21 protein-coding genes are annotated in these 21874 nt (G+C 74.7%); 13 read left to right on the top strand and 8 right to left on the bottom strand.

The annotated features are described in order from the left end of the window. Positions 1–5 precede the first annotated feature (5 nt). The 4 genes from ABD223_RS40560 to ABD223_RS40575 are packed head-to-tail and all read left to right on the top strand — an operon-like array spanning position 6 to position 3906. Positions 6–1196: a PP2C family protein-serine/threonine phosphatase gene (locus ABD223_RS40560; RefSeq protein ID WP_344043130.1), complete on the top strand. Its 1191-nt coding sequence runs from the start codon at positions 6–8 to the stop codon at positions 1194–1196. Then, positions 1196–2686 carry a sensor histidine kinase gene (locus ABD223_RS40565; RefSeq protein WP_344043132.1) on the top strand — a complete coding sequence of 497 codons (1491 nt, stop codon included), beginning with the start codon at positions 1196–1198 and terminating at the stop codon, positions 2684–2686. The genes ABD223_RS40560 and ABD223_RS40565 overlap by 1 nt, the downstream gene beginning before the upstream one ends. After that, positions 2683–3120 carry a response regulator gene (locus tag ABD223_RS40570; RefSeq protein ID WP_344043134.1) on the top strand — a complete coding sequence of 146 codons (438 nt, stop codon included), beginning with the start codon at positions 2683–2685 and terminating at the stop codon, positions 3118–3120. Before ABD223_RS40565 ends, ABD223_RS40570 begins: the two co-directional genes overlap by 4 nt. A gap of 27 nt (positions 3121–3147) precedes the next feature. Continuing rightward, a complete protein-coding gene (locus ABD223_RS40575; RefSeq protein WP_344043136.1) occupies positions 3148–3906 on the top strand; it encodes an alpha/beta fold hydrolase in 759 nt (252 codons plus the stop codon). A gap of 16 nt (positions 3907–3922) precedes the next feature. Here ABD223_RS40575 and ABD223_RS40580 read toward each other — a convergent pair whose 3' ends face one another. Continuing rightward, positions 3923–4924 carry an MBL fold metallo-hydrolase gene (locus tag ABD223_RS40580; RefSeq protein WP_344043138.1) on the bottom strand — a complete coding sequence of 334 codons (1002 nt, stop codon included), beginning with the start codon at positions 4922–4924 and terminating at the stop codon, positions 3923–3925. A gap of 80 nt (positions 4925–5004) precedes the next feature. On the opposite strand from ABD223_RS40580, the gene ABD223_RS40585 reads away from it, so the two are divergent. Both ABD223_RS40585 and ABD223_RS40590 read left to right on the top strand, forming a co-directional pair. Continuing rightward, the gene (locus tag ABD223_RS40585; protein WP_344043140.1) at positions 5005–5991 is read left to right on the top strand and encodes an LLM class flavin-dependent oxidoreductase; all 987 of its coding nucleotides are present in this window, start codon (positions 5005–5007) and stop codon (positions 5989–5991) included. A gap of 72 nt (positions 5992–6063) precedes the next feature. After that, on the top strand, positions 6064–7134 hold the full coding sequence (locus ABD223_RS40590) for a VanZ family protein (protein ID WP_344043142.1): 1071 nt from the start codon (positions 6064–6066) through the stop codon (positions 7132–7134). 107 nt (positions 7135–7241) lie between these two features. On the opposite strand, the gene ABD223_RS40595 is transcribed toward ABD223_RS40590, so the two are convergent. Then, positions 7242–7973 (bottom strand): polysaccharide deacetylase family protein, encoded by a 732-nt coding sequence (locus ABD223_RS40595; RefSeq protein WP_344043144.1) that lies wholly within the window; start codon positions 7971–7973, stop codon positions 7242–7244. A 60-nt stretch (positions 7974–8033) separates the two neighbouring features. Further along, positions 8034–9377 carry an alpha/beta hydrolase gene (locus ABD223_RS40600; RefSeq protein WP_344043146.1) on the bottom strand — a complete coding sequence of 448 codons (1344 nt, stop codon included), beginning with the start codon at positions 9375–9377 and terminating at the stop codon, positions 8034–8036. Between the two features lie 371 nt (positions 9378–9748). Between ABD223_RS40600 and ABD223_RS40605 the strand changes: the two genes are divergently transcribed. From ABD223_RS40605 to ABD223_RS40620, 4 genes are all read left to right on the top strand, one after another. Next, positions 9749–10711 (top strand): alpha/beta fold hydrolase, encoded by a 963-nt coding sequence (locus ABD223_RS40605; protein WP_344043148.1) that lies wholly within the window; start codon positions 9749–9751, stop codon positions 10709–10711. 73 nt (positions 10712–10784) lie between these two features. Continuing rightward, positions 10785–11423 carry a GntR family transcriptional regulator gene (locus ABD223_RS40610; RefSeq protein WP_344043150.1) on the top strand — a complete coding sequence of 213 codons (639 nt, stop codon included), beginning with the start codon at positions 10785–10787 and terminating at the stop codon, positions 11421–11423. Beyond that, complete coding sequence (locus ABD223_RS40615; RefSeq protein ID WP_344043152.1) at positions 11420–11716, top strand: hypothetical protein; 297 nt, start codon at positions 11420–11422, stop codon at positions 11714–11716. The genes ABD223_RS40610 and ABD223_RS40615 overlap by 4 nt, the downstream gene beginning before the upstream one ends. Positions 11717–11730: 14 nt before the next feature. Then, entirely contained in the window at positions 11731–12237 is a 507-nt protein-coding gene (locus tag ABD223_RS40620; protein WP_344043154.1) for an MFS transporter, read from the top strand. 132 nt (positions 12238–12369) lie between these two features. Here ABD223_RS40620 and crtI read toward each other — a convergent pair whose 3' ends face one another. Together crtI and ABD223_RS40630 are read right to left on the bottom strand one after the other, a co-directional pair. Beyond that, complete coding sequence (crtI, locus tag ABD223_RS40625) at positions 12370–13833, bottom strand: phytoene desaturase family protein (protein WP_344043156.1); 1464 nt, start codon at positions 13831–13833, stop codon at positions 12370–12372. 2 nt (positions 13834–13835) lie between these two features. Beyond that, positions 13836–14933, bottom strand: coding sequence for a polyprenyl synthetase family protein (locus tag ABD223_RS40630; RefSeq protein WP_344043158.1), 1098 nt, complete (start codon positions 14931–14933; stop codon positions 13836–13838). 160 nt (positions 14934–15093) lie between these two features. On the opposite strand from ABD223_RS40630, the gene ABD223_RS40635 reads away from it, so the two are divergent. Next, positions 15094–16017, top strand: coding sequence for a phytoene/squalene synthase family protein (locus ABD223_RS40635; RefSeq protein ID WP_344043160.1), 924 nt, complete (start codon positions 15094–15096; stop codon positions 16015–16017). A gap of 10 nt (positions 16018–16027) precedes the next feature. Next, complete coding sequence (locus ABD223_RS40640) at positions 16028–16981, top strand: DUF5914 domain-containing protein (RefSeq protein ID WP_344043162.1); 954 nt, start codon at positions 16028–16030, stop codon at positions 16979–16981. 37 nt (positions 16982–17018) lie between these two features. On the opposite strand, the gene ABD223_RS40645 is transcribed toward ABD223_RS40640, so the two are convergent. Continuing rightward, positions 17019–18824 (bottom strand): tetratricopeptide repeat protein, encoded by a 1806-nt coding sequence (locus ABD223_RS40645; RefSeq protein WP_344043164.1) that lies wholly within the window; start codon positions 18822–18824, stop codon positions 17019–17021. A gap of 94 nt (positions 18825–18918) precedes the next feature. After that, positions 18919–19617, bottom strand: a complete 699-nt coding sequence (locus tag ABD223_RS40650; protein ID WP_344043166.1) for a class I SAM-dependent methyltransferase — start codon at positions 19615–19617, stop codon at positions 18919–18921. A gap of 94 nt (positions 19618–19711) precedes the next feature. Between ABD223_RS40650 and ABD223_RS40655 the strand changes: the two genes are divergently transcribed. After that, positions 19712–20104, top strand: a complete 393-nt coding sequence (locus ABD223_RS40655; protein WP_344043168.1) for an OsmC family protein — start codon at positions 19712–19714, stop codon at positions 20102–20104. Positions 20105–20128: 24 nt separating this feature from the next. Here the strand turns inward: ABD223_RS40655 and ABD223_RS40660 are convergent. Continuing rightward, a partial coding sequence (locus ABD223_RS40660; protein WP_344043170.1) for a beta-galactosidase small subunit-related protein occupies positions 20129–21874 on the bottom strand: 1746 nt, incomplete at its 5' end.

Consider the following 21874-nt stretch of genomic DNA (forward strand, 5'->3'; position numbering starts at 1 on the left):
TCCCCGTGGCAGGGCTCACCGCACCGCGCACCGCGGTCGACCGCATCAGCGTGCTGCTCGTCGAGGACGACGAGGGCGACGCCGTGCTGGTCGAAGCCCTCCTGGACGAGGTGGACGCCGACGTCGAGCTGCACCGCGCGCGGACCCTGCGCGAGGCCGAGCTGCTGCTGACCAAGGTGGACTGCGTCCTGCTCGACCTCGGCCTGCCCGACACCACCGGGCTCGACGGGCTGACCAGGCTGATCGCGCACCCCGCGCCGGTGGCGATCATCGTCCTCACCGGCCTGAACGACGAGCACCAGGGCACCCGCGCGGTGGCCGCGGGCGCGGAGGACTACCTGGTCAAGGGCCAGGTCGACGGCGTGGGCCTGGCTCGCGGCATCCGCTACGCGGTCGGCCGCAAGCACGCCGAGGAGACCCAGCGGCAGCTGCGCGACGAGCAGCTGCTCGCGGCGGAGAAGACGCGCCTCGAACGCGGCCTGCTGCCCTCGTTCATCCTGCACGACGACGCGCCCGACGTGCGCTTCCGCTACCGCCCCGGCGGCAGCCGGATGCTGCTGGGCGGCGACTTCTTCGACGCGGTCAGCAGGCCGGACGGCACGCTCCAGGTGATCATCGGCGACGTGTGCGGGCACGGGCCGGACGAGGCGGCGCTGGGCGTGTTCCTGCGCATCGCGTGGCGGGCGCTGGTGCTGGCCGACCAGGAGCCGTCGCGGGTGCTGCGCACGTTGCACGAGATCCTGGAGCACGAGCGCCACCAGCCCGGCCTGTTCACCACCGCGTGCATGGTGACCATCTCACCCGACCGCCGGTGGGCGCGGATCTACCTGGCCGGGCACCCCGAGCCGATGCTGATGGTCGGCGACCGCGTGGTGGAGCTGCCCCGGGACCGGGCGGGCCTGCCGCTGGGCGTGCTGCCGGGCAGCACGTGGAGCGGCCTGGACGTCCCGCTGCCGCGCGACTGGTCGATGCTGCTCTACACCGACGGGCTGGTCGAGGGCCGGGTGGTCGGCGACCCCGAGCGGCTCGGCTCGGAGCGGCTGATCGAGTTGATCGGCGAGGCCACCGGCGGCGACATCAGCCGGGTGGACGACCCCGATGTGCTGCTCGACACCCTGATCTCCAGGGTCAAGGAGCTCAACGGCGGGGAACTCGACGACGACATGGCCGTCATGCTGATCTCGGAACAGGACTGATGGACTACCGCACCCGCTGGCCCGCCTCAAGGCTGCTGGTCGCCGCCGTGGCGACCCTGATCATCGTCAGCGGGGGTGCGATCACCAGCCTGGCCGTCGCCCTGTCGGGCCTGTCCGACGCGCGCCACACGCTGCTGGACCGGATCGCGCCGGCGCGCGACGCCGTGCTGGAGATCGACACCGCCGTCATCAACCAGGAAACCGGCGTGCGCGGGTACCTGCTCAGCGCGAACCAGGAGTTCCTGGAGCCCTACGAGGCCGGCCTGGCGGACGAGCGGGACGCGATCGCGGAGGTCGAGCAGCTGGTCGTGCCGATGCGCCCGGACCTCTCCGACGATATCGGCGGGGTGGCCGCGCTGGCGGAGCAGTGGCGGTCGGAGTACGCCCGGCCGCTGATCGCCTCGGTCGACTCGACCGGCAGGCCGGAGACGCGGCCCGCGGAGTCCCTGCTGGGCAAGGAGCTGTTCGACCGGCTGCGGTCGGCCATCAACGGGGTGGTCGGGCAGCTCGACCAGGACGCCGCCGCGGCCCGCACGGAACTGGACGACGTCGCGCGCGACGTGGTGTGGCTGCTCGTCGGCCTCGGCGCGCTGCTGGTGCTGATCATCAGCGGGATCGCGGTGGTGCTGTACCGGATCCTGATCGCGCCGCTGTCCGGGCTGGCGGCCGACGTGCGGCAGGTGTCCTCGGGCGATTTCGCGCACGAGGTGCGGGCGGGCGGACCGCGGGAGGTCGTGATGCTCGGCCACGACGTGGAGACCATGCGCTCGCGCATCCTCTCCGACGTCAAGGACCTCCAGCGGTCGAACTCGGAGCTGGAGCAGTTCGCCTACGTGGCCTCGCACGACCTCCAGGAGCCGCTGCGCAAGGTGGCGAGCTTCTGCCAGTTGCTGGAGCGCCGCTACTCCGGTCAGCTCGACGAGCGCGGCGAGCAGTACCTGCGGTTCGCGGTGGACGGCGCGAAGCGGATGCAGGTGCTGATCAACGACCTGCTGGCGTTCTCCCGGGTCGGGCGGATCACCCGCGAGCAGACCCTGGTGGACTGCGAAACGCTGGTCGAGCACGTGCTGGACAGCTACTCCGAGGTCATCGAGCGCACCGGCGCGACGATCGAGGCGGGCGAGCTGCCGACGGTGCGCGGCGAGGAGTCCCTGTTGAGCGGCGTGTTCGGCAACCTGGTCAGCAACGCGCTCAAGTTCCGCGGCGAGGACCCGCCGCACGTGGTGATCAACGCCGAGCGGACGGGTGATTGCTGGACGTTCACCGTGAGCGACAACGGCATCGGGATCGACACCGAGTACGCTGAGCGCATCTTCGTGATCTTCCAGCGCCTGCACCACAAGGACGACTACCCGGGCACGGGCATCGGCCTGGCCATGTGCCGGAAGATCATCGAGTACCACGGCGGCACCATCTGGCTGGACACCACCGCGGAGACCGGCACGACCTTCAAGTTCACCCTCCCCGCAGTAGAGGACGACGACCAATGAGCAACCCGCTGAACGTGATCGACGTGCTGCTGGTTGAGGACGACCCGGGCGACGCCCTCATGACGCAGGAGGCGTTCGAGCACCACAAGATCCGCAACCAGCTGCACGTGGTCCGCGACGGCATCGAGGCGCTGGAGTTCCTGCGGCGCGAGGGCCAGTACGCCGACGCGCCCCGGCCGGGCCTGATCCTGCTGGACCTGAACCTGCCCAAGCGGGACGGGCGCGAGGTGCTGGCGGACATCAAGGCGGACGCGTCGCTGCGCACGATCCCGGTGGTGGTGCTGACCACCTCGGAGGCGGAGGAGGACATCCTGCGCAGCTACAACCTGCACGCCAACGCCTACGTCACCAAGCCCGTCGACTTCGACCGGTTCATCGAGGTCGTGCGGCAGATCGACGACTTCTTCGTGACCGTGGTGAAGCTGCCCCGCTAGGACCGTCGAGGGGCGAGGGGGACGACCATGGGTCCGGTGATCTCGGCGGACGGCACGCGGATCGGGTTCTCGCGGGTGGGGACGGGTCCGGCGGTGGTGCTGGTCGACGCGGCGTGCTGCTTCCGGGCGTCCGGGCCGATGGCCGGGGTGGCGGAGGCGCTGAGCGGGTCGTTCACGGTGTTCACCTACGACCGGCGCGGGCGGGGCGAGAGCGGTGACACCGCGCCCTACGCGATCGCGCGAGAGGTGGAGGACCTGGCTGCGGTCGTGGAGGAGGCCGGCGGGTCGGCGTTCGCCCACGGCTTCTCCTCCGGCGCGGTGCTGGCGCTGCACGCCGCCGCGGCGGGGGTGCCGCTGCGGGCGCTGTCGCTGCTGGAGCCGCCGCTGTCGTTCGAGCCCGCCGGGGGCCCGGACGTGCGGCCGGAGATCGAGGCGCTGGTCGCGGCCGGTCGGCGCGGAGACGCGGTGACCCGGTTCCAGGTGGCGTGCGGCGTGCCGGAGGAGTTCGTGGAGGGCGCGCGGCGCTCGCCCGGCTGGCCCTTGCTGGAGGCCCTGGCCCACACCACCGCCTACGACCTGACCATCACCGCCACTCCCCCGGACCTGGCCGCGGTCACCGCGCCGGCGCTGATCCTGGACAGCGCGAGCAGCGACGACCGGCTGCGCTCGTGGGCCGACGGGGTCGCCGAGCGCCTGCCCGGCGCGACGCGCCGCACCCTGCCCGGCGAGTGGCACGGCGTCACCCCGGAGGCGCTCGCCCCGGTGCTCGCCGAGCACTTCCGCTGAGCGCGCGGCCCCCGCGTCAGGCGACCTCGTAGGCGATCACGCCGTCCTGTTCGGTCGAGCGCGCCAGGCCGCGCCTGACCAGCACGTCCAGGTGCGCGGCGGTCTCGCCGACGGCCAGCACCCGGTTGAACGGGTCAAGCTCGGCGAACGACCGGCCGCGGCGGGTCCAGCCGAGCCCGCCCGCGGTCCCGAAGGCGGTGCCGGCGCCCGCGCGGACGACCTCCAGGGTGGCCGCCAACCGGTCCTCGTGGTGGGCCAGCAGCTCGTCCACCCGGGCGTGGCTGGAATCGGTGACCGGGCCGTGGGCGGGCAGCAGCCGCAGGTCGGGGCAGGAGCGCACCAGGCGCAGCGAGTCGAGGTAGTCGCCGAGGGGCAGGGCGGGCCGGGCCGGTTCGAAGCCGATGGACGGCGTGATGTGCGGCAGCACGTGGTCGCCCGAGAACAGCAGTTTCGCCTCCGCGTCGACGAACACCACGTGCCCCCGCGTGTGGCCGGGCGTCGGCAGGACGCGCAGCACGCGCTTGTCCAGCTCCAGGTCGCCCTCCTCCAGCCACTCGTCGGGTTCCTCGTAGTCGCGCACCGCGTCCTCCCCGAGGGCGGCCAGCACGGCCCGCCACCGCTCGGCCAGGTGCGGCGCGCCCCACCGGCGCAGGTCCTCCACCTGGCTGTTCGCCGCGCGGGCGGTGATCCTGGCCAGGGACGGCTGCTCGCCGAGGCCGAGGGCGACCCGCGTGCCGAAGCGGCGGCGCAGGGCGACGGCCATGGTGTAGTGGTCGCGGTGGACGTGGGTGACCAGGAAGCGGCGGACGTCCTCGAAGCCGTGCCCGAGGTCGCCCAGCGCCCGCTCCAGGGCGGTGAAGCCGTCGTCGAGCGCCCAGCCCGGGTCGACCAGGACCAGGCCGTCGCCGTCCTCGACCGCGTAGCAGTTGACGGTGCGCAGGCCGTCGTTCGGCAGCGGCAGCGGGATGCGGTGCACACCGGGGGCGACCTCGAAGGCGCCGGGCAGGGTCCAGTCCACACCCCGATCCTACTGTCCGGTAGCTTCCCGGGTCCGGGCGGTGCGCCCGGACGCCCGGCGCGACGTGCAAGATTGTTCACATGGACGTCTACCTGCTGATCCTCGGTGACCACCTGCCCAACCCGAGCACGGGGCACGTGGTGACCGAGGCCGATCGGCTGCACGCGATCGTGGAGCAGGCCGTGGTCGCCGAGGAGGCGGGCTTCACCGGTGTGGCCATCGGCGAGCACCACTTCACGCGCTACATCGTCTCCGCGCCGGAGCTGCTGCTGGCGGCCATCGCCGCGCGCACGTCCACGCTCCGGCTGTCCACCGGGGTGACCCTGCTGGCCCACCACGACCCGGTGCGGGTGGCCGAGGAGCTGGCCACCCTGGACGTGCTGTCGCGGGGCCGGGCGGAGCTGATCGTGGCGCGGGGCGTGTCGCAGCGCACCGACGCGGCGTTCGGGGTGCAGGACGACCTGCGAGCGCGGTTCGACGAGAACCTGCGCCTGCTGCTGCGGCTGCTGGAGGAACCGCACGTGACCTGGGAGGGCCGGTACCGCAGCCCGCTGGTCGACGTGACCACGACCCCGCGGCCGGTGCAGCGGCCCCGGCCGCTGGTGTGGATCGGCAGCGGCTCGGCGGTGTCCGCGGACCTGGCGGTCGAGCTGGGCCTGCCGCTGATGCTGCCCAGCACCCTGCGCGACCCGGGCACGCACCGGTCGGTGGTCGAGCGCTACCGCGAGGCCATGGGCGGCGGCGGCCGGGTGGCGCTGCCCAGCCACGTGTTCGTGGCGCCCACCGCGGCCGGGGCGCGGGCCCGGTGGCGACCGCACCTGACCGCTTACGCCCGCTTCGCCGACCGGTGGCGGGGCGACGGCGACGTGGACGTGGACGCGTTGATGGAGGGCGCGGCGGTGTGCGGCGACCCGGCCGAGGTGACCGAGCGGCTCAACGCGCTGACCGGGCTGCTCGGGCTGGACGCCCAGCTGGTCGTGGTCGACATCGGCGGCCTGCCGCACGAGGCCGTGCTCGACGCGATCCGGCTGTTCGGCGCGGAGGTGCTGCCGAACCTGAAGCGTTGACGGGTTTGGTTCCCGCGCCCGCTGGATAAGGAGTGTTCACCTCGTCGCGGAATCCTTGGCGGAACGGTGGACATGCTGAGTTCGTACCTGGAGCCCGCGCGGACGGGGTTCCTCACCTTCGTGGGCGTGGGAGCGCTGCTGCTCCTGCCCCTGGTGGCGCTGCACTACTGGCGGTTCGGGCGGGTCGAGCCGCGGCGCGCGCTGGTGCTCTACGGCCTGCTGGCCTACGGGCTGGTGGCGCTCGCGCTGATCTTCCTGCCGTTCCCTGACCGGGACGCGGTGTGCCGGGGCGAGACCATGCTGTCGACCACGCCGTTCCAGTGGGTCACCGACATGCGCAACAACATGGCTGCCACCGGCCGGTCGGGCATCCAGGCGATGGTGACCTCCCAGGCGTTCCTCCAGCAGGCCTTCAACGTGGCGCTGTTCGTGCCGCTGGGCGTGGTGCTGCGCAAGGCCTACCGGCGCGGGCCGCTCGCGGTGGCGTGCATCGGCCTGGGCGCGGCGCTGATCGTCGAGGTCGTGCAGTACACCGGGAACCTCGGTTTCTACCCGTGCCCGTACCGGATCGCGGACGTGGACGACCTGATCTCCAACACCGGCGGCGCGCTGCTGGGGTGGATGGTCGCGCCCGTGGCGCTGGTGGTGCCGACCGTGCCGGCCCAGGACGACGTCGTCGCGCCGCCGGGCACGGTGAGCCTGCCGCGCCGGCTGTGCGGGGTGGTGGCGGACCTCCTGGTGGTGGTGCTGGTGTCCCGGTTGCTGCTGCCCGACCTGAGGTGGGCGCTCGCGCTGCTGGTGCTGCTGCGGGTGGTGGCGCCCTCGGTGACCGGCGGCTGGACGTTCGGCGGGTGGCTGCTGAGGTACCGCACGCGCCTGCCGGGCGGCGGCCCGGCCGGTGCGTGGCGGATCGCGCTGCGCGAGCTGCTGGGCGTGACGGGGCTGTTCGCGTACGCGGTGGTGGTGTCGCCGCGGTCGGACCAGTGGTGGGAGTTCGGGCTGGACCTGGTGGTGATCGCGGTGGTGCTGGTGGGGACGTTCGTGGTGCCGGTGTTCCGCCGCGACCAGCTGGGGTGGCACGAGCGCGTGGCGGGCACCCGCACGGTGGTGGTGCGCCCGGCCCGCGTGCCGGAGCGCGTCTAGGACCGGCCGCGCACCCGGCGGCAGGCGGTCGGCGACACGGCCGGCGACACGGCCGACGGGCGGTCGGCGACACCGTCACCGGGCGCGGCGTCACGGTCGACGGGCGGTCAGCGGCGGAACCAGGCGCGTCGCGACTGCTCGCCCGACACCAGCGCGTCGCCGAGCGACCGGCCCACCAGGCCGCGTTCCCCGTAAGCGCCCAGCAGCCGGCGGGTCAGGTCGCCCCGGTCCACGACCGGGACGGGGCCGTCGTCCACGCCGTCCTCCGGACCGGCGAAACCGTCGTGGCCGAGCACGATCGACCCGGCCCGGCTGTCGCGCACCGCACCGGCCACCCGGTCGGACTGCGGCACGTCCGACCAGTCGCGCAGCACCGGTCCCCACAGCACCGGCACCAGCCCGTCCCGCGTCACCGCGCGCCAGGTCCGCGGCGACTGCGTGCCGTACGGCGGGCGGAACCAGGTGGTGCGGCGGCCGGTCAGGTCCTCCAGCTCGGCGCGGGCGGCCCTGGTGCGCAGCTCGACCTCGCGCGTCGGCAGGCCGGTGAGGCGGCGGTGGTCCGGCCCGTGCAGCGCTATCTCGTGGCCCTCCGCCGCGACCTCCGCGAGCAGCCCCGGGGAGCGCCTGGCCCGGGTCAGCAGCACGAAGAAGGTGGCGGTCGCGCCGAAGTCGCCGAGCGCCGCCAGCACCGCCTCCGTGCTGCCCGGCTCGGGGCCGTCGTCGTAGGTCAGCACGACGTGCGGCTCGGCGGTCCGCACCCCGCACACCGAACCGGCGATGCCGCCGAACATCCGCTCCACCGGCTCCGCGAACCGCCGGACCCCTGATAACGCGCCCATCGCCGGAGCGTAGGCGGCGGTGTCGGGGACCAAGCCGCAAAACGGGTGCCCCGCGGGGGTTTACCCCTCGCGCGGGGCGGGCTGGGCCAAGTCGTGGAGCGCGGCGAGGGCCGTCGGTTCGGCCAAGAGCAGGCGTTGGAACTCCTCGCGGGTGACGCGGCCGTCCGCGTCGGCGTCGGCCCGCTCGGCGAGCCGGTCCCAGAGCGCCCGGTAGCCGTGGCGGATCGCCCTGGCCCGCGGCGAGCCCGGCGGTTCGCCCGCGCCCTGGGCTAGGCGCAGGGCGAAGACGTCGAAGTCGTCCCGGGTGAGGTCGCCGTCGCCGTCGGCGTCGAGCGGGTCGAAGTCCGGTGGGGCGACCTCGTCCCGGATCAGCTCGTCGGCCCAGTCGATGAGCCGGTCGTGGTCCGCCCGGAGGACGTCCGCGTGGGTGGCGCCGGCGTGGCGGTCGAAGCGGACGGTGGCGCCGGCGCCCTCCAGGTCGGCCACGAACCGCTCCACCACGACCAGGGGCACGAGCTCGTCCGCGCCGCCCGCCGACACCAGGACCGGGCGGTCCATCCGGGTGACCGGCACGCGGCAGGCGCGCAGGACCGGGGCGACGCCGGGGCGGGAGGCCAGGTCCGTGGTGCCGGTGTCGTCGTTGGTGAGGCGGCCGACGGCCCGGAACATGTCGACCAGGGTCGCGGTCTCGGCCACGTCGACCAGCCTGCCGCCCGCGGCGGTGAGCAGGGCTCGGGCGTCGAAGTCGGGGTGGGAGGTGCGCAGCCCCGCGAGCAGGAACGGCAGCAGCACGGACGTCCGCGCCGCCCCGTCCGCGGTGACCAGGTCGACCAGCATCGGCAGGTGCACCGGCGGGGCGAGGGCGAGGGTGCCGCGGAAGTCCAGCTCGGGGGCGTGGGCCGCGGCGATCAGGCCGGTGAACAGGGCCGCGTGGCCGCCCTGGGAGAAGCCGGCGACGAGCCAGGTGCGGCCGACGTCGGGGTGGAGCAGGCGGGCGGCGCGCACGATGTCCACCACGTCGTCGGCCACGGCCTCGCCGTTGAAGTACGGGTGCGGGCCCGGGGTGGCCAGGCCCTCGTAGTCGGTGGCGGCGACCGCGTACCCGGCGGCGAGCCAGCGGGCGACGTGCTCCCGTTCGAGCCTGGTCAGACCGGTGGTGGAGGGCGCGCAGTGGTCGGCGAGACCGGTGGTGCCGTGGGCGTAGCTGACGACCGGCAGGCCGCCGGGCGGCGCGGGCCGGTCCGGGAGGAAGAGCGAGCCGCTGACCGCGCGGCCGGAGCCGTCGTAACCCAGCCCCTGGTAGACGAGGTGGAACGCCTCGGCCGCGTGGTCGGGCCACAGGGCGCGCGGCAGCGGGCGGTGGTCGAGCACCGCGCCCGGTTCACGTCTCGTGCCGCTTCGCATGGCCCCTCCCCCGAAGACCGTAGTGGTCCGGCACACGACAGGGGGATGGGTGTCACCCGTCGGTGTCGGGCCCTCACCCCGGTGCGGCGCGGCGGTGGACGTCTGGGTGATCGCCCGGCCGGGTAACCCCGCGGCGAAGGGAGGTTGCCATGGTCCACCCCGAACCACCCGGGCAGCCGTCGATACCGGTGCCCGAGCCGATCCCCGACCACCCCCGGCCGGAGCCCGGTCCGGGCACCGAGCCGCCGTTGCCGCCCACGCCCGAACCGCCGACGCCGAGGTGAGGCCGGCACACCGCTGAAGCGGCGTGCGGGTGGGGCGAGCGCCCGGTGGGTCCCGGCCCACCGGGCGCGGTCGGCGATAAGGTGGCGGTGCAGCGCCAGGACGAGGGGGACCACGTGCCGCAGCACCGCGAGCTGTCCGTCAACGGCATCACCGTGCACGTCGCCGAGCAGGGCGAGGGGCCGCTGGTCCTGCTGCTGCACGGCTTCCCGGAGAGCTGGTACTCCTGGCGGCACCAGTTCGAGCCGCTGGCCGCGGCCGGGTACCGGGTGGTCGCGCCCGACCAGCGCGGCTACGGCGGCACCGACCGGCCGGAGGACGTGGACGCCTACACGATCATGCACCTCGTCGGCGACGTGGTGGGGCTCATCGCGGCGCTGGGCGAGCGGGAGGCCGTGGTCGTCGGGCACGACTGGGGCGCGCCGGTCGCCTGGCACACCGCGCTGCTGCGCCCCGACCTGGTGCGCGGCGTGGCCGGGCTGAGCGTCGCGCCGACGCCGCGCGGGTCCCGGCGACCGCTGGAGGCGGCCCGGGAGCGCTTCGGCGACGGCTTCTACCAGCTGTACTTCCAGCAGCCGGGCGTCGCCGACGCCGAGTTGGCCCGCGACCCGCGCACGACGTTCCGCAAGACCCTGGTCGGCGCGTCCGGCGACGCCGTGCCGCCGTCCGCGCCCGGCGAGGGCTTCCTCGGTCCGTTCGCCGACCCGGAGGAGCTGCCCGCCTGGCTCACCGAGGCCGACGTGGACGCGTTCGCGGAGCAGTACCGCCGCCACGGTTTCACCGGCGGCCTGAACTGGTACCGCAACATCGACCGCAACTGGGAGCTGACCGCGCCGTGGGAGGGCGCCGTGATCACCCCGCCCGCGCTCTTCATCACCGGTGAACGCGACCTGGTGCGCGGCTTCTACCCGCCGGGCTTCTTCGAGCACCTGCCGGCGATCGCGCCGAACCTGCGCGCGGTCCACGACCTGGCCGGGTGCGGGCACTGGATGCAGCAGGAGCGCCCCGACGAGGTCAACTCCGCGCTGCTGGAGTTCCTCTCCGGCTTGTGAGAGGCGCCTCAACGCCCTTCTCCGCTCAACCATGGCCCAGTAGGTTATAAGCTATAGCCTGAAGGGGGCCGGGGTGTTCCAGACCAAGGCCGAGTTCGCCTACCACGAGGTGCGGCGCCGGGTGCTGACCGGCGCGCTGGCCCCCGGCGCGGTGATCAACCAGGGGTTGCTGGCCGAGGAGATCGGCATCAGCACCACCCCGCTGCGCGAGGCGCTCAAGCGGCTCAAGGCCGAGGGCCTGGTCGAGCTGGGCGCGCACCGGGACGCCGAGCTGCGCGCCGAGGAGGCCCGGGACCTGCTGGAGGTGCGACGAGCGTTGGACCCGCTGGCGGCGCGGCTGGCGGCGGCGCGGCGCACCGACGAGGACGTGCGGGCGATGCGGGAGGCCGCCGTCGGCCTGCACGCGCTGCCGCCGGACCAGGCGTACGACGAGCTGCTCGCGCACCGGCGGTTCCACGCCGCGCTGTACCGGGCCTCGCACAACGCGCTGCTGGTCGAGGCGCTGGACGGGCTGTGGGACAAGACCGACCGCTACCGCCGCCTGGCGCTGGAGGCCGGGCGGGACGAGGCCGAGCGCGCGAAGAAGGACCACGAGCACGCGGCGCTGCTCGACCTGGTCGTCTCCGGTGACGGTGACGGCGCGGCGGCGCTGATGCTGGCGCACGTCGAGACGAGCCCCGGCGCGCCGGCCGCGCGGCGGCTGTCGCGGTGAGGCGCCCGGCGGTCGTCGCGCTGTTCGCGCACTCGGTGCTCACCCAGGTCGTGACGTTCGTGCTGCGGCCCGCGGCGTCCTACCGGGCGCTGGAGCTGGGCGTGCCCGCCTCGTGGCTGGGCGTGCTGTCGGCGTCCTTCGCGCTGGTGCCGCTGGTGCCGGCGCTGCCGGCCGGGCACGTGGTGGACCGGGTCGGTGAACGCCTGGTCATGGCCGCGGGCAGCGCGCTGATGGTCGGCGCGGGCGCGGTGTTCGTGCTCCTCGGCGACTCGCCGGCCCGGTGCGGGCGCTGACGACGAGCTGCGTGGTGATCGCCGGGGTGGACATCTCCCTGGTCCACCTGCCCGCGCTGGGCGCGGACCGGGACCTGTCCGCCGGGTTGGTGAGCGCGCTGCTGGCGCTGCGCGCGGCGGCGTCGATGGTGTCGAGGCTGCTGCTGGGCCGGTTGAGCGCGGCGCTGGGTCGCGAGCGGCTGCTGGTCGGCAGCATCGCGTCGGCGGCGCTGGGGCCGGCCGCGTGCGCCCTGCCGGTGCCGCCGTGGGCGCTGGTGGTCGCGGTCGTGGTCGCGGGGCTCGGCCTGGGGGTGGGTCAGCCGCTGACGATGTCGTGGCTGGCCGAGTCCGCGCCGCCGGGTGCGCGCGGCCGGGCGATGTCGCTGCGGCTCACCGGGAACCGCGCGGGCCAGGTCGTCATCCCGGCGGCGGTCGGCGCGGTCGCCGCCGGGCTCGGCGCGGCGGGCGTGCTGGGCGTGACCGCGGCGGCCCTGGCGTGGACCGGTTTCCTGGCGCGCAAGCCGGCGGTGGACGGTCCCTGACCGGGTGACGGCGGAGAGCGCTCGGAGGTGGCGGGGAGAGCGCTCGGAAGTCGCGGCGGCGGGCGTCACCGGAGGCGTCCGGCCGAGCCCGCGACCCCGGCGGCCATCGCCGGAGACCTCCGGCCAGGGGCGTCACCGGAGGCGTTCGGCGGCCAGCCGGCCCGAGATCAGCACCGGCGGGATGCCCACGCCCGGCGTGGTCCCGCTCCCCGCCAGCACCACGTTGCCGTCGCGGTGGGGCAGGTTCCGGGGTCGGAACGGACCCGTCTGGGCGAAGGTGTGCGCGACCGAGAACGGGGTCCCCGCCGCCTGGCCGTCGCGAGCCCAGTCGTCCGGGGTGGTCAGCGACAGCCGGGTCACCTCGTCCGCCGAGGCGATCAGCTTGCGGTGCGCCAGCTCGTCCACGAGCCGGTCGGCGTAGTCCTCGCCCAGGTCCCGCCAGTCGAGGGGCCCCGCGTCCAGGTTCGGGCACGGCGCCAGCAGGTAGTGCAGGTGCCGGTCCGCCGGAGCCAGCTCCGGGTCCGTCACCGTGGGCGTGGTGAGCAGCAGGGACGGGTCGGTCATCAGCTCGCCCCGGTCCACGATCTCGTCGAACGTGCGGTCCCAGGCGTCGCCGAAGGAGATCGTGTGGTGCGCGTGCCCCTCGACCCGCGGCCCGCTCAGGTGGACCACCACGGCCGACGGCGACCAGCGCACCGGCGCCGGTCGGCGCGGCCGGCGGTGCAGCAGGCGGGTCGTCTGCGCGGGCCCGGCGGCCAGCACCACCGCGTCGCAGGGGAACCGCTCGCCGGAGGCGATCACCGCCCGCGCCCGGTCGCCGCGCATCTCCAGCGACTCCACCTCGCACCCGTAGGCGAACCGGACCCCGGCGTCGGCGGCCGCGTCGGCCATCGCCCGCGGCACCGCCCGCATCCCGCCGCGCGGGAACCACACGCCCGCCACCGTGTCCATGTAGGCGATCACCGCGTACGCCGCCAGGGCGTGCTTCGGCGCGACGCCGGCGTAGAGGGCCTGGAAGGTGAACACCCGGCGCAGGCGCGGGTCGCGCAGGAACCGGCCCACCGCCCGGTCCAGCGACCCGAACCCGCCCAGGCGCGCCAGCGCCACCAGGTCGCGACCCACCAGGTCGAGGGGGCTGTCGAAGTTCGCGCCGACGAACCGGTCCCGCTCCGCCTCGTACAGCCGGGTCAGCCACGTCCGCAGCTCCCGGTACCCGGCGGCCTCCCGCCCGCCGGCGAACTCGCGGACCGCCTGCTCCATCTCGTCCGCCGACGTGTGCACGTCCAGCGCGCTGCCGTCGGCGAAGCACGCCCGGTAGGCCGGGTGCAGCGGGAGCAGGTCGAGCCGGTCGGCCAACCGCTCCCCCACCGCGCCCAGCGCCTCGTCCAGCAGCTCGGGCATGGTCAGCACGGTCGGCCCGGTGTCCACCAGGTGGCCGGCCACGTCCAGCCGCCCGGCCAGCCCGCCGGGGTGCGGCAGCCGCTCCAGCACGGTCACCTCGTGCCCGGCCCCCCGCAGGTGCAGCGCGGCCGACAGCCCCGCCAGTCCCGCGCCGACCACCACGACCGAGTCCGTCCTGCCCTTCACCGCGCGCACCGTCACCACCGCCGCTCGGTCGCCTTGGCGGCCAGCGCGCCCAGCGCCAGTCGCACCGGTTCGTCCAGCCCCGCCCCGTCGATCGTCAGCAGCGCCTGCTCCGCCAACACGTGGATCCGCTCCTCCACCGCGTCGACCGCGCCCAGGTCGCGCAGCAGCTCGCCCACCTCGTCCACGGTCCGGTCGCTGACGCCACCGCCCTCCAGGCAGTCCCGCAGCAGCCGCGCCGCGTGCGGGCGGCGGGCGGTCCGCGCCAGGCCCAGCGCGAGCGCCATCAGCGCCGTGCGCTTGCCCTCGCGCAGGTCGTCGCCGACGGGTTTGCCGGTGATCCCGGTGTCGCCGAACACGCCCAGCAGGTCGTCGCGCAGCTGGAACGCCACGCCCACGTCGCGGCCGTAGGAGCGCAGGGCGTCCACCAGCTCCTGCGGCGCGCCCGCCAGCGCCGCGCCGAGGTGCAGCGGCCGTTCCACGGTGTAGGCGGCGGTCTTGAGCCGCGCCACCCGCAGCGCCTTCTCCAGCGACTCGTCGCGGCGGGCGCCCGCCAGCAGGTCCAGGTGCTGCCCGGCGATCATCTCGGTGCGCATGGCGCGCCAGGGCTCGCGGGCGCGGTCCAGCGCGGCGGTGTCGAGGCCGGCGGCGGCCAGCGCGTCGTCGGCCCAGACCAGGGCCAGGTCGCCGACCAGGATCGCGACGCTGTCGCCGTAGTGGCGGGGGTCGCCCGCCCAGCGGCCCCGGTGGTGGCGGGCGGTGAACGCGGTGTGCACGGTCGGCCTGCCGCGTCGGGTCGCCGAGCGGTCCATCACGTCGTCGTGCACCAGCGCGCCGCCCTGGAGCAGCTCCAGGGCGACCAGCGCCCGCACGGTGGCGTCCGCCGCCGGGCCCCGCACCGGGCCGCCCGCCGCGCGCCAGCCCCACCAGGCGAACGTCGGCCGCACCCGCTTGCCGCCCGCCAGCACCAGGTCGGCCAGCGCGCCGCCCACCTCCGGCGCGGTGTCGGGCGCGTGGGCGAAGAACTCCTCCAGCTCGCGGTGCAGCCGGGGCACGAGGCCGTCGTCGAGCACCGACGCCTCGACCCGGTGCTCCCTGGAAACCAGCGCCATCGTGCCTCCCGGCTGCTTCGTGGTGGCACGAGCTAAACAGCGCCGGCCGTGGTCCGCACGACAGATCAAGTGGTCCGCGCGACAGATCAACCCGTCATGCGGAGCGCCACCCCGGGTTCTAGCGTTGTGCGAGAAGCCTGCGGAAGGACTCCCTGCTCCCATGTCGGTCGACCGCGAACTCGACGCCGCCGCCATCACCGATCCGGCGCTGCGGCACGCCTACCGGCGTTGCCGCGAGCTGAACGCCGAGCACGGCCGGACCTACTACCTGGCCACGCGGCTCCTGCCGCGCGCCCGGCGACCCGCGATCCACGCCCTGTACGGGTTCGCCCGGTGGGCCGACGACATCGTGGACGAGGTGCACGACGGCCGGACGCCGGCCGAGCGCGCCTCCCAACTGTCTACTTTGGAGGAGAGGTTGGCCGCGGGGCTGGTCGCGGGCCGCAGCGACCACCCGGTGATCGCCGCCGTCGTGGACACCGCGCGCCGGTACCACGTCGACCGGTCGCTGTTCGCCGACTTCATGGCGTCGATGCGGATGGACCTGACGGTCACCGCGTACCCGACCTACGACGACCTGGCCCGCTACGTGCACGGGTCGGCGGCGGTGATCGGGCTCCAGGTGCTGCCGGTGCTGGGCACGGTCGTGCCCCGGGAGGAGGCCGCGCCCGCCGCGGCGGCGCTGGGCGTGGCGTTCCAGCTGACCAACTTCCTGCGCGACGTCGGCGAGGACCTGGACCGGGGCCGGGTGTACCTGCCGACCGAGGAGCTGGCGGCGTTCGACGTGGACCGGGAGCTGCTGCTGTGGTCCCGCCGCACCGGGCGCGCCGACGACCGGGTCAAGCGCGCCCTGGCGTTCCAGGTCGACCGCGTCCGGTCGGTCTACCGCCAGGCCGCGGTGGGCATCCCGATGCTCGCGCCCGAGTCCCGCCCGTGCGTGGCCACCGCCTATCGCCTGTACGGGCGGATCCTCGACCTCGTCGAGCGCGCCGACTACGACGTGCTGTCCCAGCGGGTCACCGTGTCCAACGGACGGCGGTTGGCGATCGCGCTGCCCGCCCTCGCCCGCGCCGCACTGCACTAGGAGTAGCGACATGCCCATCCCGTTGCGCCGGTTCGCCGCCAAGCCGTGGCCCGAGCAGGAGCCCACCTGGCGGGACGCCAAGCCCGCGCTGATCGAGGCGGCGCTCAAGCGCGCCTCGGCCCGCGCGTCGGGCAACTGGTTCGTGCTCGCCGCCAGCCGCGAGGTCACGGCCTCCGCGCCGTTCGGCCGGACGATCGCCGGCGTCGAGGTGGTGGCGTGGCGCTCGGGCTCGACCGTGCTGGCCGGCCCCGGCTCGTGCCCGCACCTGGGCGCGCCCCTGTGCGACGGCGCGGTGCACCGGGGCGAGCTGGTGTGCCGGTGGCACGGCCTGGCGCTGGGCTCGCGGCGCTTCGGCGCGTGGAGCCCCTACCCCGCGCACGACGACGGCGTGCTGGTGTGGGTGCGGCTGGACGAGGCGGGCGGCGAGGAGCCGCTGGACGCGCCCGTGCTGCCGGAGCGCCCGCCGGCGGCGTCGCTGGACGCGGTGGCCACGGTGATCGGGCGCTGCGAGCCGGAGGACGTGGTGGCCAACCGCCTCGACCCGTGGCACGGCGCCTGGTTCCACCCGTACTCGTTCGCCAACCTGGAGGTGCTGGAGACCCCGACCGAGGAGGACGACCGGTTCCTCGTCGAGGTGACGTTCAAGCTCGTCGGGCGCATCGGCGTGCCGGTGGTCGCCGCCTTCACCTGCCCCGAGCCGCGCACCGTCGTGATGCGCATCGTGGAGGGCGAGGGCGTGGGCAGCGTGGTGGAGACCCACGCCACCCCGCTGGGTGCGGCGAGGACGGCCGTCATCGAGGCGACCATCGCCCACTCCGACCGGCCGGGGTTCTCGAAGTCGCTGCCCGTCGCGCCCGCCATCCGACCGCTGATGAAGTGGGCGGCGGCCCGGCTGTGGAAGGACGACCTGGCCTACGCCGAGCGCCGCTACGCGCTGCGCACGACCGGCCGGTTCCCGGGCTGACGGGATCGTCAGGGCGCGCCGGGACGGCCCGGCGCGCTCATGACCCGGTGCGTTCGGGGCGCCGGAGCGCCTGATCCCCGAAACCCGCCTCAGCCGCACGGCGGAGCCAGACCTCAGCCTCCTGCGGCCGGTCCATGATCTCCAACAGCGACCCCAGCAGGCGCATCATCCGGGGGTACCTCAACTCGGCCGAACGACGAAGCACCTCCTCGGCCTCGGCAAACCGTTCCAGGTGGAACAGCACCATCGCCAAGCCCATGGAGGCGAACTCGTCCTCCTCTTCCTCCTCGACCGCACGCCGAAGAACGACTTCCGCTTCGACCAGCCGGCCCACCTGCCAGAGGAGCACGCCCAAGCTGGACCGGGCCTCGTGGTCGCCCTGCCCGACCGCACGCCGGAGCGTCGCTTCCGCCTCGTCCGATCGCCCCTGGTCCTTGAGCACGAGTCCGAGGGGGAACAGCGCCTCGTCCCGGCCCGCCGCCACAGCTCGGCGGTACGCCCGCTCCGCGACCTCCAACTCCTCGCAACCGTACGCTGCGTAACCGATAGCGATGGCGGCCCAGGGTGGAGTGGCGGCCAGCAGCGCCGGCCACAGCTCGGCTCGCACGGGGCCGGTGAGCGGGGACTGACCGCTCTGCGTGCGGTCGAGCAGGTAGTCGGAGGCCAGGTGGGTGCCACCCGGGCGGGGTTGCAGGCAGGAGCTCGCTCCCAGGACCGGCCGGTGGGCCCAGGCCAACGCCTCGGCGATCGGGGGCAGGTCGTTCCGATCGCGCCACGCGGGGGGCAGGTAGTGCCGGTGGACCTCCTCCAGCAGGCTCGTGGGCACGGGTTCGTGGTGACCCGCGCGGCGGCAGTCCACCGCGGCGCTGACCAGTGCCTGGCCGAGGAGGAACAGCGGACCGTCGCCGATCGCCCAGCGGTCCATCATGGCGACCCCCGCGGCCAGGTGCTCCGCGAACCCCTCGGGGGCCTCCACCGCGCGCCGGACCCGTCCGTCCGGGACGGCCAGTGCCCTGTCCTCCTCCGCCGGGCCGAGCGACGGCGCCACCGCGATCCGGCGACGGCCCTGCACCCGCGCCAGGAGTTCGGCCGCCGCCCGGTCGATGCCCACCACGTCGAAGTCACGGGCGACAGCGGCTCCGGTGTGGCGGGCCAACTCCTCGTCGCGCATCGTCGCCACGACCGCCGTGCGGCTCCGGTCCGGGCACAGCCGCTGGAGGAGCCCGAGGTCCAACCCTCCCGGCCCGAGGTACCGCTCCAGGTCGTCGAGCCAGATCACCGCGTCGGCCAGGTCGACCAGGTCTGCCAGTTCACGCAGTTTCGCGCCGTCCTCGGGCACCAGGAGCGGGTTGTCGGGACGCAGCCTGCGCAGCGCCTCGACCGCGGTCCTGGACTTGCCCGCCGCCGCCCGCCCGTGCAGCAGTACCAGCCCGCCCTCGGCGACGGCCCACTCCAGGTCCTCGTCCACGTCCCGCCCGACGTAAGGCGGCAGGTCGAGGCCACCCTCCTCGCTCGTGTCGACAGCGGGCTTGATGCCCAGCTCCAGCAGGCCCACCTCGGAGACCCCGGGCAGCCGCCCGTCCACCAGGTGCAACGCCCGACCCACGAGCGGGTTCACGGCATCGGCCGGGCGGGGCGCCGAGAACCAGCGCCGGACCGGCGGGGCGATCATCAGGACCAGCGCGAGCACGCCCGCCGGCCAGCTCAGCCCTTCCAGCACGTTGCGCACCGGGTGCTCGTCGGTGAGCAACCAGCCCGGCATGCCGAACCTCGTCGACAGCGACACCACGACGGCCGCCACGACGACGCCCAGGGCGAACCGCCACCACGAGCGTCCTGCCACAAGTCCTCCGCCGCGCTGCCGCGCCTCGGCCACAGCGCGGCACGAGGGTACGGGACTCGGCACGGCACGCGCGCCGGCACCGGAGCGGCGTGCCCTACGCCTCGCCCACGAACGTGTGCACCACGCCCCGCTGCCAGCCCGCCGCGGGCAGGGTTCGAACACCCGTGAAACCGTTGCGGCGCAACCGGTCCCGCAGCGCGGCCGCGCCGTCGAAGTCCAGCACGCTGCGCCACAGGTAGGTGTAGAGCCCGGCGGACCGGGTGACCGCGACGCCGCTCGGGATGATCACCGACCAGCACACCGCCGTCCACAGCGCGGTGGCCGCCCACGAGTCGCGCACCGAGTACTCGTGCGCCACGAACCGCGCCCCGGGCCCGAGCAGCCCGCGCACGGACCTCAGCACCGGGTCGGGGTCCGGCAGGTTGCGCACCAGGTAGGCCGCGAACACGCCGTCGAACGGGCCGTGCACGGCCAGGTCCTCGGCGCGGGCGTGCACGAACGACACGGTGTCCGGCCACGGCTTGCGCCGGGCGCGCTCCAGCATGCCGCGCGAGGCGTCGACCGCGACGATCTCCGCCCTCGGCGCGACCGACAGCAGCGCCGCCGTCGACGCGCCCGTGCCGCAGCCCAGGTCCAGCAGCCGCAGCCCCGCCCCGTCGCCGCGGACCCGCAGCGCGGTCGCCGACCGGCGCAGCTCCCGGTGGTAGTCGGGGTTCGCGCCGACCAGCAGGTCGTACCCCTCCGCCGCCTCGTCGAACGCGTCCGGCACCGCCGCGGTCGCCAACTTGACCATCGTGCACCTCCGGTGGTCACCGTAAGGGCGGCTTCAGCCGTTCGCATGACGGATCGAGTCGTGGTTTCCGGCCGTGAACGGGTACTCGGCGGCGGTGACGACTGCGACGAACCTCTACTCGACCACCGCCGTGTCCAACTCCGGTTCAGTCCGGGTGGACGGCACGGCCGACCTGCCCGTGGCCGCGCCGACCGAGTTGGGAGGTCCGGGCGGCGGCTGGAACTCCGAGCAGCTCTACGCGGCCTCGCTGGCGACGTGCCTGCACCAGAGCATCGTGCTCATCGCGTCCTCGGCCGGCGACGACACCTCCGACTGCGCGGTGAGCGCGGGGGTGACGCTGCGGCACGAGGGGGCGGAGAAGTACGACGTGGACGCGCGCTTGAAGGTCGAGCTGCCCAACGTGCCCGAGCAGCGGCGGCAGGCGCTGGTGGACCTGGCCGTCTCGCACGCGCCGCTGATCGGTGGTTGGCCGGTCACCGTGGCGTGACCGGCCGACCACCCGACCCCTCGCTCAGCCGCCCGCGGGCAGTCCCGCGCGGGCCTCGGCCGCGGTCAGCGGTCGCAGGGTGAGGGTGTGCTCGTAAGTGGTGTCGGGCCGCACCCGGCCGCGTTCCCGCACCGGGTTCGGGGTGTCGCCCACACCGGTGACGGCGTGGCTCGCGTGCAGCGTGTGCCACCCGTCGTTGGGTCGCAGCTGGAACGGGTAGGCGGCCCGGTCCAGGTCGTCGTACCGGGTGACGCCCACCTCGGGCGCGCCCGCGACCAGCAGCCCGCCGGTGCGGCCGTCGGTGAGCAGGGCCCAGCGGGTGCCGGTGTGGTTGCCGTGGTCCTGCGGCCGGTGGTACTCGACGTACTGCTCGGCCACGGTGGAGCGGTGCACGCCGATGGGGGTGCCGTCCTGCCGGTCGACGTAGCTCTCCGCCTCCCGCCCGTACCAGGTGAACCGGTCGTAGCGCTCGGGCACGGCCAGCGACACCCCGATGCGCGGCAGGTAGGGCAGGTCGCGGATCGCACCCCGCGGTGTCACGCGGTGGCCGAGGCGCAGCGTTCCCGTCCGGTCCACCGAGTAGGTCATGACCTGGTCGAACCAGGCCCCGGTCACGTCCGGCGCGGCGACCCGGCTGTCCACCACGACCCGCACGCCGTCGCCGTCCGGCTCGACCCGCACGCCGGTGGCGGTCGTCTCCAACCGGTCGAGGCCGGCGCGGCGCCAGTCCTCGCCCTCGGCCCGGCCCCAGGCGAACGTCTCGTTGCTGATCGGCGCCCGCCACGCGTCCAGCCGCGGCCCGCCGTGCAGCAGTTCGCGGCCGCGCACGCGGATCGACGACAGCGCGCCGGTCCGCTTGTCCACCTCGTAGGTGACGCCCCGGACCGACGCGGTGACCGAGTCCGCACCGTCCGAGGTGCGCACCCGCCCGGACGGGGTCGCCTGGTCGAGGCCGGGCACCCGCGTGCCGCCGAGGGCGAACTGGTCGTGGGCGAGCACGTGCCCGGCGGGCAGCAGCGGCTGGTCCGCCCTGGTCACGGCCTCGACGGTGAGGAACCGCTCGCGGTCGCCCGGGTTCGCCGGCACGCGCGGCCGGGCGGTCCCGGTCTCCCCCGCCGCCACGCGCAGCGGCTGCTCGCCGCGGGCCACCACGCGTGAGCCCTCCTGGACCCGCCACCGCAGCGCCAGGTCGTCGGTGCCGGTGAACGCGCGCTCGTTGTGCACCGAGAGCACGCCGTCCGCCCAGCCGAACCGCAGCGGCTGGTGCGCCCACGCCATCTGGGTCGTCTCGGGCTGCGGGTCGCGGTCGGCGGACACCAGGCCGTCGACGCCGGACAGGCTGGAGCCGTAGGACAGGTGGGTGCCGCGCTCCTCGACGCGGTCGAAGTCCAGGGCCAGCACCGCGCCGCCGACGGGTTCCGGCGCGTTCAGCTCTTGCGGGGTGAGCGCGCGGTCGTAGATCCGCGCGTCGTCGAACGAGCCCTGTGCCATGCGGCCGACCCGCGCGGGGTCGTTCCACGAGGTCTCGAAGTCGCGCCCGATGTTCACCTCCGCCGACGACGGGTCGATGCGACCGCTGAACGGCGTGCTCGCCACCTCCCGGCCGTCGATGTACAGGCGCAGCGCCGTGCCGTCGTAGGTGCCGCTGACCCGGTGCCAGTTGCCGTAGAAGCCGGCCGGCACGGTCGCCTGCACCGCCTGCCAGGTGCCGCTGTGGATGAAGAACTCCAGCGTGTTCTCGGTCTTCATCTTCAGCGCGTACTGGTGGTC

The organism is Saccharothrix xinjiangensis (assembly GCF_039527585.1).
Taxonomy (GTDB): domain Bacteria; phylum Actinomycetota; class Actinomycetes; order Mycobacteriales; family Pseudonocardiaceae; genus Actinosynnema; species Actinosynnema xinjiangensis.

Excerpts from the sequence above, each read along its gene's own strand:
- ABD223_RS40565 (WP_344043132.1), top strand. The coding sequence starts at position 1,196 with ATGGACTACCGCACCCGCTGGCCCGCCTCAAGGCTGCTGGTCGCCGCC.
- ABD223_RS40630 (WP_344043158.1), bottom strand. The coding sequence starts at position 14,933 with ATGGCGCTGGTTTCCAGGGAGCACCGGGTCGAGGCGTCGGTGCTCGAC.
- ABD223_RS40575 (WP_344043136.1), top strand. The coding sequence starts at position 3,148 with ATGGGTCCGGTGATCTCGGCGGACGGCACGCGGATCGGGTTCTCGCGG.
- ABD223_RS40570 (WP_344043134.1), top strand. The coding sequence starts at position 2,683 with ATGAGCAACCCGCTGAACGTGATCGACGTGCTGCTGGTTGAGGACGAC.
- ABD223_RS40635 (WP_344043160.1), top strand. The coding sequence starts at position 15,094 with ATGTCGGTCGACCGCGAACTCGACGCCGCCGCCATCACCGATCCGGCG.
- ABD223_RS40600 (WP_344043146.1), bottom strand. The coding sequence starts at position 9,377 with ATGCGAAGCGGCACGAGACGTGAACCGGGCGCGGTGCTCGACCACCGC.
- ABD223_RS40590 (WP_344043142.1), top strand. The coding sequence starts at position 6,064 with ATGCTGAGTTCGTACCTGGAGCCCGCGCGGACGGGGTTCCTCACCTTC.
- ABD223_RS40640 (WP_344043162.1), top strand. The coding sequence starts at position 16,028 with ATGCCCATCCCGTTGCGCCGGTTCGCCGCCAAGCCGTGGCCCGAGCAG.
- ABD223_RS40595 (WP_344043144.1), bottom strand. The coding sequence starts at position 7,973 with ATGGGCGCGTTATCAGGGGTCCGGCGGTTCGCGGAGCCGGTGGAGCGG.
- ABD223_RS40650 (WP_344043166.1), bottom strand. The coding sequence starts at position 19,617 with ATGGTCAAGTTGGCGACCGCGGCGGTGCCGGACGCGTTCGACGAGGCG.
- ABD223_RS40585 (WP_344043140.1), top strand. The coding sequence starts at position 5,005 with ATGGACGTCTACCTGCTGATCCTCGGTGACCACCTGCCCAACCCGAGC.